The sequence below is a fragment of the Pseudomonas sp. SK3(2021) genome (assembly GCF_016772375.1).
Lineage (GTDB): Bacteria > Pseudomonadota > Gammaproteobacteria > Pseudomonadales > Pseudomonadaceae > Aquipseudomonas > Aquipseudomonas chlororaphis_I.
In genome coordinates, this window is the sequence record NZ_CP061943.1 from 732,397 (window position 1) to 746,340 (window position 13,944).

At 66.9% G+C, this 13,944-nt stretch carries 14 protein-coding genes; all 14 read right to left on the reverse strand.

From position 1 onward, the window contains the following. Window position 1 precedes the first annotated feature (1 nt). Genes IF690_RS03300 through IF690_RS03365 form a run of 14 tightly spaced genes read right to left on the reverse strand, consistent with a single transcriptional unit; the run spans window position 2 to window position 13,889 of the window. Entirely contained in the window at window positions 2–1,231 is a 1,230-nt protein-coding gene (locus IF690_RS03300) for a beta-ketoacyl-ACP synthase (RefSeq protein WP_202698822.1), read from the reverse strand. Further along, window positions 1,231–1,959: a 3-oxoacyl-ACP reductase FabG gene (gene fabG, locus IF690_RS03305; protein ID WP_202698823.1), complete on the reverse strand. Its 729-nt coding sequence runs from the start codon at window positions 1,957–1,959 to the stop codon at window positions 1,231–1,233. The genes IF690_RS03300 and fabG overlap by 1 nt, the downstream gene beginning before the upstream one ends. Continuing rightward, a complete protein-coding gene (locus IF690_RS03310; RefSeq protein ID WP_202698824.1) occupies window positions 1,956–2,429 on the reverse strand; it encodes a hotdog family protein in 474 nt (157 codons plus the stop codon). The genes fabG and IF690_RS03310 overlap by 4 nt, the downstream gene beginning before the upstream one ends. Then, the gene (locus IF690_RS03315; protein WP_202698825.1) at window positions 2,426–3,622 is read right to left on the reverse strand and encodes a beta-ketoacyl-[acyl-carrier-protein] synthase family protein; all 1,197 of its coding nucleotides are present in this window, start codon (window positions 3,620–3,622) and stop codon (window positions 2,426–2,428) included. Before IF690_RS03315 ends, IF690_RS03310 begins: the two co-directional genes overlap by 4 nt. Further along, window positions 3,619–4,104, reverse strand: coding sequence for a DUF3261 domain-containing protein (locus tag IF690_RS03320; protein ID WP_023970144.1), 486 nt, complete (start codon window positions 4,102–4,104; stop codon window positions 3,619–3,621). Before IF690_RS03320 ends, IF690_RS03315 begins: the two co-directional genes overlap by 4 nt. Further along, window positions 4,101–4,847, reverse strand: a complete 747-nt coding sequence (locus tag IF690_RS03325; protein WP_202698826.1) for a class I SAM-dependent methyltransferase — start codon at window positions 4,845–4,847, stop codon at window positions 4,101–4,103. The genes IF690_RS03320 and IF690_RS03325 overlap by 4 nt, the downstream gene beginning before the upstream one ends. Continuing rightward, a complete protein-coding gene (locus tag IF690_RS03330; RefSeq protein ID WP_202698827.1) occupies window positions 4,844–6,091 on the reverse strand; it encodes an NAD(P)/FAD-dependent oxidoreductase in 1,248 nt (415 codons plus the stop codon). The genes IF690_RS03325 and IF690_RS03330 overlap by 4 nt, the downstream gene beginning before the upstream one ends. Continuing rightward, the gene (locus IF690_RS03335; protein ID WP_202698828.1) at window positions 6,078–7,253 is read right to left on the reverse strand and encodes a cation:proton antiporter; all 1,176 of its coding nucleotides are present in this window, start codon (window positions 7,251–7,253) and stop codon (window positions 6,078–6,080) included. The genes IF690_RS03330 and IF690_RS03335 overlap by 14 nt, the downstream gene beginning before the upstream one ends. Further along, window positions 7,250–9,589: an MMPL family transporter gene (locus IF690_RS03340; RefSeq protein WP_202698829.1), complete on the reverse strand. Its 2,340-nt coding sequence runs from the start codon at window positions 9,587–9,589 to the stop codon at window positions 7,250–7,252. The genes IF690_RS03335 and IF690_RS03340 overlap by 4 nt, the downstream gene beginning before the upstream one ends. Continuing rightward, a complete protein-coding gene (locus tag IF690_RS03345; protein ID WP_202698830.1) occupies window positions 9,573–10,265 on the reverse strand; it encodes an outer membrane lipoprotein carrier protein LolA in 693 nt (230 codons plus the stop codon). Before IF690_RS03345 ends, IF690_RS03340 begins: the two co-directional genes overlap by 17 nt. Then, window positions 10,262–10,687 (reverse strand): acyl-CoA thioesterase, encoded by a 426-nt coding sequence (locus IF690_RS03350; RefSeq protein WP_202698831.1) that lies wholly within the window; start codon window positions 10,685–10,687, stop codon window positions 10,262–10,264. The genes IF690_RS03345 and IF690_RS03350 overlap by 4 nt, the downstream gene beginning before the upstream one ends. Further along, entirely contained in the window at window positions 10,680–12,224 is a 1,545-nt protein-coding gene (locus IF690_RS03355) for an HAL/PAL/TAL family ammonia-lyase (RefSeq protein ID WP_202698832.1), read from the reverse strand. The genes IF690_RS03350 and IF690_RS03355 overlap by 8 nt, the downstream gene beginning before the upstream one ends. Continuing rightward, window positions 12,205–13,158, reverse strand: coding sequence for a lysophospholipid acyltransferase family protein (locus IF690_RS03360; RefSeq protein ID WP_202698833.1), 954 nt, complete (start codon window positions 13,156–13,158; stop codon window positions 12,205–12,207). Before IF690_RS03360 ends, IF690_RS03355 begins: the two co-directional genes overlap by 20 nt. After that, entirely contained in the window at window positions 13,155–13,889 is a 735-nt protein-coding gene (locus IF690_RS03365; RefSeq protein ID WP_202698834.1) for a glycosyltransferase family 2 protein, read from the reverse strand. The genes IF690_RS03360 and IF690_RS03365 overlap by 4 nt, the downstream gene beginning before the upstream one ends. Window positions 13,890–13,944 lie beyond the last annotated feature (55 nt).

Below are 13,944 nucleotides of genomic sequence, written 5' to 3' on the forward strand. Positions count from 1 at the left end.
GTCATTGAGGCCAGCGGCGGAAGATCAGCGAGGTGTTGACGCCGCCAAAGGCAAAGTTGTTGTTCATCACGTATTCGCAGCTCATCTGCCGGAATTCGCCACGCAGGTAATCCAGCTCGCCGCAACGCGGGTCCACCGTATCGAGGTTGAGGGTGTGCACGTAGAGGTCACGGTTGAGCATCTCGATGCTGAACCAGGACTCCAGCGCGCCACAGGCCCCGAGGGTGTGGCCGAGGAAACTCTTCTGCGAACTGATGGGCATCCGGCTGCCGAACAGGCTGCTGGTGGCCAGTGTTTCGGCAATGTCGCCCTGTTCTGTAGCGGTGCCGTGGCCGTTGACGTAACCGATGGCCGAAGGTTCGAGGCCGGCGTCTGCCAGGGCCAGCTCCATGGCCCGGCGCATGGTGGCCTGCTCCGGACGGGTGGTGTGCTGGCCGTCGGCGTTGCTGCCGAAACCGACGATCTCGGCATGGATAAACGCGCCACGGGCCAGCGCATGTTCCAGCTCTTCGAGCACCAGCATGCCACCGCCCTCGCCGATCACCAGGCCGTCGCGGTCGCTGTCGTAGGGCCGCGGGCTGGTGTGCGGGGCATCGTTTTTCAGGCTGGTGGCGTAGAGCGCGTCGAACACCATGGCTTCGGTCGGGCACAGCTCTTCGGCGCCGCCGGCGAGCATCAGCGGCAGGCGGCCGAACTTGATCGCCTCGTAGGCGTAGCCGATGCCCTGGCTGCCGCTGGTGCAGGCGCTGGACGTCGGGATCAACCGCCCGGTGAGGCCGAAGAAGATGCTGATATTGGCCGCGGTGGTGTGCGGCATCATGCGCACGTAGGAGTTGGCGTTGAGGCCTTCGGCGACCGAGTTCAGCAGCATGTTGCCGAACGCCTTGATCTCGTCGGTGCTGCCGGTGGACGAGCCACAGGCCACGCCCATGCGCCCGTCCTTGATCGACTCGTCACCCAGCAGGCCGGCATCGGCCAGGGCCTGCTCGGCAGCCTTCACCGCGAGCCGCGACACCCGGCCCATGCTGCGCAGCTGCTTGCGGGTCCAGTGCTCCGGCACCTTGAAGTCGTCCACGGGGCCGGCCAGGCGGGTATTGAGTTCGCTGAAGCGATCCCATTCGTCCATCCGGCGGATGCCGCTGCGGTTGGCGCCGAAGTTGGCGGCGATGGTGTCCCAGTCGCTGCCCAGCGAAGTGATGCCGGCCATGCCGGTGACGACCACACGTTTCATCAGCACAGGCCTCCGTTGACCGACAGCACCTGGCGAGTGATGTAGGCGGCCTCGGCGGACATCAGGAAGTTCACCGCGCCGGCGACTTCCTCCGGGGTGCCCATGCGCTGGGCCGGGATCATCTTCAGCAGCTCGTCCACCGGCACGTTCTCGTCGAGCATGGCGGTGTCGATCAGGCCTGGCGCCACGCAGTTGACGGTGATCTTGCGTTTGCCCAGCTCGATGGCCAGGGCCTTGGCGGCGCCGATCAGGCCGGCCTTGGACGCGCTGTAGTTGACCTGGCCACGGTTGCCGACCAGCCCGGACACCGAAGCGATGCAGACGATACGCCCGGCGGCGCGGCGTCGGATCATCGGCATCATCACCGGGTGCAGGACGTTGTAGAAACCGTCGAGGTTGGTGCGCAGCACGGTGTCCCAGTCGTCTTCGCTCAGGGCCGGGAAGGCGCCGTCGCGGGTCAGGCCGGCGTTGAGCACCACGCCGTAGTAGGCGCCATGGGCCTCCACGTCGGCTTCGAGAACGGCCTTGCAGCTGGCGCGGTCGGTCACATCGAATTGCAGGATGCGCGCCTGGCGCCCCAGGGCCTCGACTTCGGCCTGCACCGCCTCGGCTTCGCTGCGGCCACTGCGGCAATGCAGGATCAGGTCATAGCCGCCCTGGGCCAGGCGCAGGGCGATGGCGCGGCCGATACCACGGCTGGAGCCGGTAACCAGTATGGATTCAGTCATGGCTGGACTCCTGTTGATAAAGCGGGTGATTCGTTCAGGTAGCTGTCCGCCTGGGGCGGACAGAACACGTTGAGGCGGGCGACGGCCTGGATGCCGGGGGCACTCAGGTGGCATTCGAATACGCCCATGCCGTTGTCGTCTTGCAGGGAGCGCAAGGCGTGAATGTGCAGTTCGCTGCCGGCCGGGAAGTGTTCCACATTGCATTCGAACTTGCGCGTGCCGAGCAGGAACCCCAGCTCGACGGCCTGGCCTTTCTGGCGCGCATGGCAACCGGCGTAGGCGGCGATGCTCTGGGCCATCATTTCGATGCCGACCCAGGCCGGCAGGCTGCCGTCGGCACGGTTGAACAGGCCACCGGGACGGACGGTGAGGCGGGTGTGGATCTGCTCTTCATCGAACGCCAGGACCTGATCGATCAGGATCATGTCGCCCGCATGGGGCAGCAGTTCGGCGAGCGGCCAGTCAATCATGGGGCGTCTCCGATAATCAGGCTGACGTTGTTGCCGCCGAAGGCAAAGGAGTTGCTCATCAGGCAGCGCGGAGCGTTCTGCTCCAGACGTGTGGTGGCGGTGACCCAGTGCAGCGGCGGCAGTTGCGGGTCGGCCTGGGCGTCCCAGACATGGGGCGGCAGGGCGTGCGCGCTGTTCGCGGCGGACAGGCTCAGCCAGCAGAACGCCGCTTCCAGGGCGCCGGCGGCGCCCAGGGTGTGGCCGCTCATGGGTTTGGTCGACGAGCAGGGCACGCCGGCCGGGAACAATTGGTCGACCGCCAGGCTTTCCATGGCGTCGTTGTGCTGGGTGGCCGTGCCGTGCAGGTTCAGGTAGCCGATCTGCGCGGCTTGCAGGCCAGCGTTGTGCAAGGCCTTCTGCATGGCTTGCAGGGCGCCGCGCCCACTGGGTTCGGGCGCGGAAATATGGTACGCGTCGGAGCTGGCGCCGGCGCCGAGCAAGGCGATCGGTTGCGCGCCGAGGGTTTCCTTGCTCATCAGGAACAGCACGGCGGCTTCACCGATATTGATGCCATCGCGGTTGACCGAGAACGGATTGCAGCGCTGGTCGGACACTGCCTCCAGGGCCGAGAAACCGTTGAGGGTCAGCTTGCACAGGCTGTCGACGCCGCCGCACAGCACCGCGTCGCACAGGCCCAGGTCGAGCAGGCGGCGGGCGCTCATCAGCGCGCGGGCGCTGGAGGTGCAGGCGGTGGAGATCACGTAGGCCGGGCCGCTGAGGTCGAGCCAGTCGGCGAGAAAATTCGCCGGCGCGCCCAGCTCTTGCTGCCGGTAGTCGTAGTCGGCCGGGAAGTGCCGGTCGCGCAGGTAATGGGCGATGCCGCGGCTGGCTTCGTCGATACCCGAGGTGCTGGTGCCGAGGACGATGCCGATGCGGCTGTGGCCGTAGCGGGCGATGGCCTGGTCGATGTCGCCACGGATCTGCAGGGCGGCCTCCAGCAGCAGTTGGTTGTTGCGGCTGCTCTGCTGCCCCAGCGCTGGCGCAATGCTCGCCAGCGGTCCCTGGACGGCGGCCACCGGCACGCTGCGCTCCGGCACCCATCCGGCTTCGGCGCGCATGCCGGAGCAGTCGCCGGCAAACAGGCTGCGGGCCACTTGCTGCTTGTCGCGCCCAAGGGCACAGATCACCCCGAGGGCATTCAGGTAGGCCGTCATGAGGCGTTCTCGGCGGTCAGCGGGCTGATGTGGTAGTACAAGCCCTGGGGCAGCTCCAGGCGGAAATCCAGGGCCTGGCGATAGCGGACCTGCCAGTGCGGGGCGAGGTCGCGCTGCGCGCCGTGCTGCCGGGCGGCTGGATAATTATCTCGCAGTTCGCCCGCGGGCGTCAGGGCGAATAGCAGGGCGGCGAACAGTTCGCGGGCCTCCGGGTTCGGCGGCAGCAGGCCGTCGGCCTGCCAGCGACCGTCGATCAGTTGCTGGCGCGCCAGGGGAATGCCCAGCGGGTCGAGCAGCGACCAGCGGATGCCCGGCCCTTCGGCCTGGATCACCAGCAGCCAGTCCTGGCGCTGCCCGGCCTGTTGCCGCTCGACGTGCAGTTGCAGCGGCAGGGCCAGGCTCGGGGTTTTCTCGGGCAGCGGCGGCTGGCTGGCGCAGGCGCTCAGCAACAGCAGGCAGCCGACGAGCAGGGCACGGATCATCCAGCGGCACCTTCGTGCAAGGGTTTGCGGGCGACCACATTGACCAGGGTTTCTTCCCGTTGGCCAAAGGGTTTCGGGCGGCGCAGGCCGAAGCGTTCGAGCAGCCCGAAATCCTTGGCACGGCTCCACCACAGATAGGGATAAGACACATTGCGCGGGGTGAATGCAAAACCCTGCCGTCGGATCATTTCCAGGTACTGCGCCGCGCTTTTCTGCACGTGCATCGGGTGGCGGAACAGCCAGCGGATCACCCAGGTGTCGATGTAGGCCTCGGTGGATTCGGCGAACAGCAGGTAACCGCCCGGCTTGAGGACGCGATAGAACTCGGCCAGGGCTTTTTCCTGTTCCACCAGGTGGTGAAAGGTCTGGTGGCAGAACAGCAGGTCGATGCTGGCATCGGCCAGGTCCAGGGTCGCGCAGTCGCTGCCGATCAGCTCGACCTGCAGGCCCTGGCGCGCCGCCTCTTCGCTGCTGAGTTTGAGGCTGTGCGGGTCGGCGTCCAGGCCGATCAGGCGCCGCGGGGCGAACACCTGGCGCAGGTACTGGAACGACTTGCCCTGGCCGCAGCCGGCATCCAGCAGCACCGGGTTGGCCGGTGGCTCGTGGTCGAACAGGCGGCGCAGGTCGTCGATCGCCACCCGCAGCACATGGTGCTGCCAGGTATGGCTGCGCAGGAACCAGAAGCCGAAGCGGGTTTCCTCGACGTAGCTGGCGCTCAGGTATTGCGGTTGGGCGTCGTTCATGGAGCCTCCATGGCGCAGATTTCCGAGAGCATGCGCAGGCGGCGCTTGGGTTCGCTGACGAACGGGTTGCGTTCGTCCCAGGCATAGCCGGCGAGGATCGAACTGATCATCCGGCGTATCTCCGGCGAGCTGCCCGGGTGGTAGATCACGTCCTGGAAGGTGCCGGCGTACCAGCCTTCGACGTAGCAGCGGAAGGTGTCGACACCGCGCTTGAGGGGAATGGCGAACGCTGTTTCCCAATCCACGCTCTCGCCCTGCAACTGCCGATGCAGCACGGCGGCGGCCATGCTCGCCGAACGCATGGCGATGGTCACGCCGGAGGAGAACACCGGGTCGAGGAATTCCGCGGCGTTGCCCAGCAGCGCGAAGCCCGGGCCGTGCAGGGTCTTGACGTTGGCCGAGTAGCCACCGATGGTCCGCGCCGGGGTGTCCCACACGGCGTTGTGCAGGACCTTGGCCAGGCTCGGGGTTTGCTCGATGAAACCGCGCAGGCACTGGTCCAGGTCGTCGTCGCGGCCGTCGAAGTGCTCCTTGGCCGCCACCACGCCGATCGAGCAGCGCCCGTTGCTGAACGGGATGGTCCAGAACCACACGTCGCGTTTGCTGGGGTGAGTGGTGATGAGGATCTTCTCCCGCTCGAAAGCCGGGCTGTCGATACGGTCTTCGATATGGGTGAACACCGCCTGGCGGACCGGGAAGTTCGAGGGTGCCTCCAGGTCCAGCAGGCGTGGCAGCACGCGGCCGTAGCCGCTGGCGTCGAGGACGAAACCGGCTTCCACGCGGTATTCGCTGCCGTCTTCGCGCAGCACCTGCAGCTGTGGCCTGGCCAGGCTGAAGTCGGCGCTGACGATGGCCTCGCCATAACGCACTTCAACGCCTTGCAGGGCGGCCTGGTCGGCCAGCAGCTTGTCGAAGTCGGCGCGTTGCACCTGAAAGGTGGTGGGCTTGCCGTCGCTGAAGGTGTCGCCAAAATCGAAGGCGCTGTAACGCTCGCCCCAGGCGAACGCGGCACCGTTCTTCAACTGGAAGCCCGCAGTGTTGACCGCCTCGAGCATGCCGGCCTCTTCGACGAAATCCAGGCAGTGGGAGAGCAGGCTTTCACCGATCGAAAACCGTGGGAAATGCTGACGCTCGACGATCAGCACGTCGTGGCCTTTGCCCTTGAGCAGCGCGGCGGCGATGGCACCCGATGGGCCAGCGCCGATCACCACAATCTGGCGGCGTTCCATTTCAACTGTTGGCACTGGGGCTCCTTGCCGGTTCGGCGATGTTCGGGTTCAAAGGGACCAAAGGTGTTCGGTGCAGCCCGGCCAGGGCCGGCATCAGGGTGGCGATCAGGCCCATGAGCATCAGCGCGAAGTACAGCGCCGGGCTGATCAGCCGTTGTTGCAGCAGCAGGTTGAGAAAAACGATCTCGCTCAGCCCGCGAATGTTCAGCAACAGGCTTTCCCGCCAGCGGCTGGCGCCCTTGAAGGAGGCGCCGGCCCAGCCCAGGCCGAGCCAGTTGCCGAGCAGCTTGCTGGCGATCGGCAACAGCAGCAACGCCCCCAGCTGCACCCAGCCGAGGCTGTCCATGGCGCTGTGCACGTTGATCTGCACGATGCCGAACGTGAGGATCAGCGGGATGGCGATAAAGGTCTGCACGCGGCTCATCCAGGCGGCCTTTAACGGCAGCACCAGCGGCACCTTGAGGGCGGCCATGCACAGCAGGTAGCCGATGCCGAAAATCAGTGCGTTGAGCTTGTAGTGCTCGGCCACCACCAGCAGGCCGAAGAAGCCCAGGCTGTGCAGCAATGGCTGGCGCAGGCCGAGGCCGCGCAGGAGCAGCGGCAGGCCGGCGCCGGCCAGCGGCAGCAGCAGGCTGCTCAGGTGCAGGCTGCCCTGGGCGACGCCGAACAGGGTCCAGCAGCCAAGGTCGATGAGGATCGCGGTCTGCACCAGGCGCCGGGTGGCCAGCGGCGGGTAGTCGATGTGCCGCAGGTACAGGTACAGCACCGGAATCGCGGTAATGGCGAACAGCAGGCCGACCGCCAGGGAACTCAGCCAGGGTTGCGCCGGCAACAGCCAGACCGCCGTGGCCAGGCCGCAGCCGAAGGGAATGGCGAAGCTCGGCAGGGCGATCTTCAGGCTCTGGCGGTCCAGGCGCAGATCGATCACGTCGCTGAGGATATGCCCCAGCAGCAGGGCGAAACTCAAGCCATACAGGTTTTTCAGCCAGGTCGGCGAGACCAGTTGGGCGCCACTCAGTTGCCAGTGCGGCTCGATCCAGAACAGCATCAGCAGCGGCAGGCCGAAGGTCGCCAGCAGCAACTGGCTGACGATCGGGATCAGGCCGAAGCGGCTGCCGATGCGGGTGGCGAGCGCGAACAGCAGCAGCGCCATGAGCCAGAACAGGGCAAGCATCACAGGGCGGGCTCCGTAACGGGCTGGCGGTGGCGCTGGCGACCGGCCCAGGGCGCCAGGATAAAACTGAAGGCCAGGCCCAGGCTCACCGACAGACCGAAGTTGCTGACCGCCGGGGTGCTGGAAATCGCCAGCAGGCCGAACGACAGCCAGGTGGTCAGCGCGGCAAGCAAGGTGCCGAGCAGGCTCACGGCGGCCCCGCCGACCTGTTCGCGCATGAGGATGGCGTAGTCGACGCTGATGGCAGTCACCAGCAACAGGCCGAACAGGCTGAACAGGGTCAGCGGTTGTCCCAGCCAGCCCAGGCTGGCGAGGCTGCACAGGGCCGCCAGCAGCGGCAGGGCGACCAGGCGCAGGGCGCCGCCGAGGCCGAACGGCAGGATCAGCAACAAGACGATCAGCACGCAGGAGGCGAGCTTGAGCTCGGCGGCGCTGACCTGGGTGGCGGCGAACACTGTGTTCAGCTCGCCCAGGCGGTCCACCAGTTGCACCCCCGACAGGTCTTGCGCCTGGATCCACAGCAGCTGTGGGTTGTTCAGCCCCTGCAGGCTGACCATGGCCGCCACGCCGTTGTCGGTGGGGCCCAGCCACAGGCTGCGGTAAGGCTCGGCCAGCGGGCCTTGCAGGGCCGCGTCGATGTTTTCGTCGGGCAGTGCCCGCAGTTGCGCGAGTTCCGCGTTCAGCGCCGCCACCGGGACCCCGAGATCCAGCAGCGGCTGCCAGTGCCGCGGGAGTGCGTCCAGGGCCTGGCGCAGGCGCTGTTGCTCGCTGGGCAGGCTCACCAGTTGGTTGAGCGACAGGTAGCCCTGGAGTTTCTCCAGGTTGACCAGTTGCTCCAGGCGCTCGCTCAGGGCGCCGAGGCGTTCGAGCAGTTGTTGCTGATCGGCGCCGCGCACCAGGAAGAACTGGCTGGTGGGCTGGTAGCCGGTGATCCGCGCGATGGCCTGGGCTTCGTCGAGCAGTTGCGGCGGCGCGCCGACCCACTGGCGGATATCGTTTTTGCTCTCGAGCTGCCACAGGCCGGCGGCGCAGAAGGCGATCAGCAGCGCCAGCAGCCAGGGGCTGGACACGCGCTTGAGCAGCTGCGTGCGCAGGTTCAGCAGCCATTCGGCCACGCGCAACGGCCACTGCGCCGGTTGCAGCTCGACGCCGCGCAGCAGCGCCGGCAGCAGGCCCACCGCGCTCAGGTAGGCGCCCAGCAAGCCGGCGGCGGAGAACACGGCGATCTGGGTCAGGGCCGGGAACGGCGTCCAGGCCAATGCCAGGTAGCCGATGCAGCTGGTGGCCAGGCTCAGGCTCAGCCCCGGCAGGGTCAGGCGCAGCGCCGGCCAGCTGTGCCAGGGGCGCAGGCTCCAGCTCTTGGACAGGTAGTGCAGCGGGTAGTCGACGGCAACGCCGATCAGGCTCGAACCCAGCACCAGGGTCATCACGTGCATATGGCCGAAGACGGCCACGCAGGCCACCGCGCCGAACAGCATGCCCACCAGCACCGGTACGAACGCCAGCAATACCCGCCAGCGACGGAAGGCCAGCAACAGCAGCAGGAGGATGCCGACGGTGGCGCCACCGCCAACCCAGGTGATCTCGCGGGAGGCTTGCTGCTGGCCGTTGGCGGCGTAGAGCAGGCCACTGGCGGCCAGCAGCTGGACGTCGGCCTGGGCAGCCTGTTCGCGGCTGTGCTGGAGCAAGGCCGCCACCTGCAGCGGCAGTTGCATGTCGAAGGCGTTGCCGGTGGTGCGCGCCCGCAGCAGCACCCAGCTCTTGCCGTCGGCATCGGCGATCAGGGTGCCGCTGCCGATGTCCAGTTGCACCGCGCCACGTTGCGGCTGGCTGTTCTGGATGCGCCCGGTCAGGCCTAGCCAGTCGTCCTGGCTCGGGACCAGGCTGAAACCGCTGAAGGGGTCGAACAGCGCCTGTACGCGCTGCTGGATAAAGGCCTCGGGGTGCTCGATCAGTTGCTGGCGGTCGGCGGCGCCCAGCATTGCCAGGCGTCCTTGCAGCAATTGCGTGCGCAGCGCCGGCAGGTCGGCCTGCAGGTTCCACTGGATCTTCTCGAACAGCCCGCTGGCCTGCCATTGCTCACCCAGGCGCTGGGCCATGGCAATGGCCTGCTGGCGCTCCGCGTGGCCCACCAGCACCAGCATTTCGCGGTTCAGCGGCTCCTGCATGCGCTGTTCGGCCTTGAGCTCCAGGGCGTCGGGGTCGGTGCCCGGCACCAACTCCATGAGGTTGGCCGACAGCGGCGCACCATGGCGCCATTGCCAGCCGGCCAGGGCCAGCACGGCCACCAGCAGGAGCAGGAACAGGCGCGGCCACCAGCGTTCACTCGGCAAAGTCATGTTGCTCCGCATCGCTCAAGGGCTGGTTGCTGATGCTGTCGTGCATCTTCAGCAGGGTGCTGTCGCCCTGGGTTTCCAGCAGCTCGATGCGCTGCACCAGTTCGCCACCGTCGATGTTGATCTGGTTGAATACCTGCTTGAGCAGCAGCGAACGTGGGGTCAGGGTCAGTTTCCAGGCCTTGGCGTCGCCGGCCAGGGCCAGCTCGAAATCCCGTTGCAGGCCGCTGCTGTCGCCTTGCAGCACGGCGAGGAACAGGCGGTTCTGTTCGGCCCCGGCGCTCTTGTTCGGCAGCATTTGCCAGCCGCTGCCATCCCGGCGGGCGATGCCTTTGCCGGTGATGCGGTAGTCCTGTTGCAGCGGTGTTTTCAGCCGCCACAGCAGGCCATGGTTTTTCGCCAGGACGAAGCTGCCCTTGCTGGTCAACGGTTGGGGCAGGGCGCGCAGGTGTTTTTCCTGGACGAAGCTGCCGTGGATCACCTCGGGCCTGGCCAACTGGTCGCTGAGCTGTTGCAGGTCGAAGGCATTGGCCAAGCCTGGAGTGCCCAATAGTACGAGCACTGTAGGAGCGAGCTTGCTTGCGAAAAACCGCAGAACGCCGTGACGTGTCAGGTAGCTCGCGCAATCGTTGACGATTTTCGCGAGCAAGCTCGCTCCTACAGGAAGCCGTCGGGTCATGGCAGAAGCCTCTCGACGGCATCGGTGAACACCTTGGGCGAGGCCAGCTGCATCTCGCGGCTGGCGATCTCCACCGCCACCTGCACCGAGCTGGCGCGGGTCAGGCGTTCGCCGGTTTCCAGGTCGCTGATCAGGTAGTTGATCTTCAGGCGGTTTTCCCACTCCACCAGGCTGGCGCGGACCTTGAGCTTCTGGCCGAACACCGCGCCGCGCACATAGCGCAGCTGCAGGTCGATCACCGGCCAGGCGTAGCCGGACTCGAGCATCTGGTTGTAGTTGTGGCCGAGCTTGTCGAGCAGGGCGCAACGAGCCACTTCCAGGTACTTCACGTAATGCCCGTGCCAGACCACGTGCATGGTGTCGACGTCGAAAAACGGCACCTGGATCTCGCTGTCCGCGTGCAGCACGCCCCGACTACGCATGCAGCCTCCAGTGTTGCTCGGCGATACGTTGCAGGCACAGGCGCAGTTCGCCTTCCAGGGCTCGGTCCTCGATCACCGGCGGGAAGTCCTTGGCCAGCTCTTCGTGCATGCTGGCCAGGGCCGGCGGCAATGGCCGTGCATCCTCGGCTCGGCCGCGCAGCCAGACGCCCTGGTTGGCGGCCAGCAGGGTGGCGGCGGCGACCTGTTCGGTCAGCTCCAGCACGCGGATCGCATCGCGGGCGGCGATGGTGCCCATGCTTACCTTGTCCTGGTTGTGGCATTCGGTGGAGCGCGAGAACACGCTGGCCGGCAGGGTGTTTTTCAGCGCTTCGGCGGTCCAGGCGCTGGTGCCGATCTGCACCGCCTTGAAGCCGTGGTTGATCATGGCGCGGTCCGCCGGGGCGCCGGACAGGTTGCTCGGCAGGCCGTGGTTGTAGCGCTCGTCCACCAGCAGCGCGAGCTGGCGGTCCAAGAGGTCGGCGACATTGGCCACCAGGTTCTTCAGGCTGTCCATGGCGAAGGCGATGTGCCCGCCGTAGAAGTGCCCGCCGTGCAGCACGCGCTCGGCCTCGGCATCGATGATCGGGTTGTCGTTGGCGCTGTTCAGCTCGGTCTCGATGAAACCGCGCAGCCAACCCAGGCTGTCGGCCAGCACACCCAGCACATGGGGCGCGCAACGCAGCGAGTAGCGGTCCTGCAGGCGGTGCAACGGCGCGGTCGGCGCGTCGATGGCCAGGTCCTGGCGCAGCCAGGCGGCGACTTGCATCTGCCCCGGGTGCGGCTTGGCGGCGAACAGGCGCTCGTCGAAGTGCTCCGGGTTGCCCTGCAAGGCGACCACGTTCAGCGCGGTGATGCGCGTGGCCAGTTGCAGCAGGTAATCGGCGCGGGCGAAGGCCAGGCAGGCCAGGCCGGTCATCACCGCGGTGCCGTTCATCAGCGCCAGGGCTTCCTTGGGCCGCAGCACCAGCGGCTCCCAGCCCAGCTCGCGGTGCACTTCGGCCGAGGTCCGGCGCTCGCCGCGGAACATCACCTCACGCTCGCCGGACAGGGTCGCAGCCACGTAGGACAGCGGCGTCAGGTCGCCGCTGGCGCCTACCGAACCCTCTTCGGGAATCAGCGGCAGGATGTCGTGTTCGAGGAACGCCTGCAGGCGCTCCAGCAGTTCCACGCGCACCCCGGACACGCCGTGGCACAGCGACTGCAAGCGTGCCGCCAGCACCGCGCGGGTGGCTTGCGCGTCCAGCAGCTTGCCCAGGCCGCAGCCGTGGAAGGTGTACAGATGACGGGGCAACGCCTCGACATGCTGCAGCGGCACCGCGACCACGCAGGAGTCGCCGTAGCCGGTGGTCACGCCGTAGATCACGCCTTCCTTGTCCAGCAGCGAGTCGAGGAATTGCGCGCCCTTGGCGATGCGCTGGCGGAATACGCTGTCGCCTTGCAGTCGGGTCGGCGCCTGACGGTTGGCCAGGGCCAGCACGTCTTCGATGCGCAAAGGGAGTTCGCCGAAGGTTACCGGCTCAAGCGGATGCGTCGTCATCGGTCTTCCAGAATGGGTAAAAGTTGAACCATTGTTGGGGCGCTTCGAGGCAGTACTGGCCCAGGCGCTCGGCGTAGCGGGCGGTCCATTGGGCGATGACCTGTTCGCGGTCGCTGCGCTTCCACGTCACGGCCTCGGTGAAGGGCTCGAGGAACACCCGATAGCGGCCATTGTTTTTCAGGCACAGCAGCAGGTTGACCGGGCATTTCAGCAGGCCCGCCAGCAGCCATGGCCCTTGTGGGAAAGGGGCCGGATGGCCGAGGAAATCCACCCGCACGTTGCGCCCGCCATGCAGCGGTACACGGTCGCCGGCAATCGCCAGCCACTCGCCGCGATCCAGGCGCTGGCTCAGCTGCAGCATGACCGCCGGGTCCAGCTCGCTGACCTGGATCAGCCGCAGATTGGTGGCCCCGGCCTCGCCCAGCAGGCGATTGAAACGTTCGGCGTGCTTGGTGTGCACCAGCACGTTCATGGTGACCTTCTCGCCCAGCTCGGCCAGGGCGCGGCAGACTTCGAGGTTGCCCAGGTGCGCGCCCACCAGCATCTGTCCGCGGGCGCCACGCAACTGGTCGCGCAGCCGGGCCGGGTCGACGATCTCGATCTGTTCCAGGCGCAGCTTGCCGTTCCACACGTCGAGCTTGTCCAGCAGGGAGTCGGCGAACGCCATGAACTGGCCGAAGACCCGCCAGTGGCTGGGCCGCAGCTCGGCCTTGGCGCTCCAATCGGCCAGGCGCTGCTGGTACAACCAGGCGCTGCGGCGGGCACCGCGGCCGAACAGGAAAAAGTAGAAAACGATGATGTACAGCACCGGGCTCAGCACCCGGCGCCCGAGCACACGCACGCCCAAGGCGGTGAGCTTCATCAGCCAGAAGCTGCCACGCTCCTTGTGCTCGGCCCAATGTTGCTTGTCCTGCTTGTCTGGTAGCGCCGTCATGCTTGCCACCGTTGCCAGAGGATCAGCGGCGCGCGCAGCAACATGCCGAAGAACAGCCGGGCGTGCATGCTGGAGATCAGCAGGTTGTCGTGGAACAGGCGAAAGTGCGACAGGCCATCCACCGGGTAGCGGACCCGGGTCGGCAACCAGCGCATCGGCTGGTTGCGCCAGGACAGGCGCACCAGGATGTCGGTGTCGAAATCCATGCGCCGGCCGATCTTCACCGAGTCGATCAGCGCCAGGACCGGCGGCAGAGGGTAGACCCGGAAGCCGCACATGGAGTCGGGGATCTGCAACGACAGGGTATTGATCCAGACCCACACGTGGGTCAGGTAGCGCGCGTAAAAACGGCCCTTGGGCACGCTGGCGTCGTACTGTGGATAACCGCAGACCAGCGCTTCGGGGTGGGTGCGGGAGGTGGCGATAAAGTTATCCACATCGCGCAGGTCGTGCTGGCCGTCGGCGTCCACTTGCAGGGCGTGGCTGAAGCCCTGGCGCGAGGCTTCGCGCAGCCCGGCCATGACCGCGCCGCCCTTGCCCTGGTTGACCGCGAGCTTGACCAGGAATACCTGTTCGCGCTCGGCCAGCTGTTCCAGCACGGCGGCGCAGGCCGGGCTGCTGGCGTCGTCTACCAGCACACAGGGCAGGCCGCTGGCGAGCAGGGCGTCGACCACTGCCGGTACGGCGGCTTCATGGTTGTAGACCGGGATCACGGCGCAAGGGTTATGCATGGGCGCTGACCTTGTCGCGAGCAAGCTCGCTCCCACAGGATCTGCACAGGCCTCT

Excerpts from the sequence above, each read along its gene's own strand:
- IF690_RS03300 (WP_202698822.1), bottom strand. The coding sequence starts at position 1,231 with ATGAAACGTGTGGTCGTCACCGGCATGGCCGGCATCACTTCGCTGGGC.
- fabG (WP_202698823.1), bottom strand. The coding sequence starts at position 1,959 with ATGACTGAATCCATACTGGTTACCGGCTCCAGCCGTGGTATCGGCCGC.
- IF690_RS03310 (WP_202698824.1), bottom strand. The coding sequence starts at position 2,429 with ATGATTGACTGGCCGCTCGCCGAACTGCTGCCCCATGCGGGCGACATG.
- IF690_RS03315 (WP_202698825.1), bottom strand. The coding sequence starts at position 3,622 with ATGACGGCCTACCTGAATGCCCTCGGGGTGATCTGTGCCCTTGGGCGC.
- IF690_RS03320 (WP_023970144.1), bottom strand. The coding sequence starts at position 4,104 with ATGATCCGTGCCCTGCTCGTCGGCTGCCTGCTGTTGCTGAGCGCCTGC.
- IF690_RS03325 (WP_202698826.1), bottom strand. The coding sequence starts at position 4,847 with ATGAACGACGCCCAACCGCAATACCTGAGCGCCAGCTACGTCGAGGAA.
- IF690_RS03340 (WP_202698829.1), bottom strand. The coding sequence starts at position 9,589 with ATGACTTTGCCGAGTGAACGCTGGTGGCCGCGCCTGTTCCTGCTCCTG.
- IF690_RS03345 (WP_202698830.1), bottom strand. The coding sequence starts at position 10,265 with ATGACCCGACGGCTTCCTGTAGGAGCGAGCTTGCTCGCGAAAATCGTC.
- IF690_RS03350 (WP_202698831.1), bottom strand. The coding sequence starts at position 10,687 with ATGCGTAGTCGGGGCGTGCTGCACGCGGACAGCGAGATCCAGGTGCCG.
- IF690_RS03355 (WP_202698832.1), bottom strand. The coding sequence starts at position 12,224 with ATGACGACGCATCCGCTTGAGCCGGTAACCTTCGGCGAACTCCCTTTG.
- IF690_RS03360 (WP_202698833.1), bottom strand. The coding sequence starts at position 13,158 with ATGACGGCGCTACCAGACAAGCAGGACAAGCAACATTGGGCCGAGCAC.
- IF690_RS03365 (WP_202698834.1), bottom strand. The coding sequence starts at position 13,889 with ATGCATAACCCTTGCGCCGTGATCCCGGTCTACAACCATGAAGCCGCC.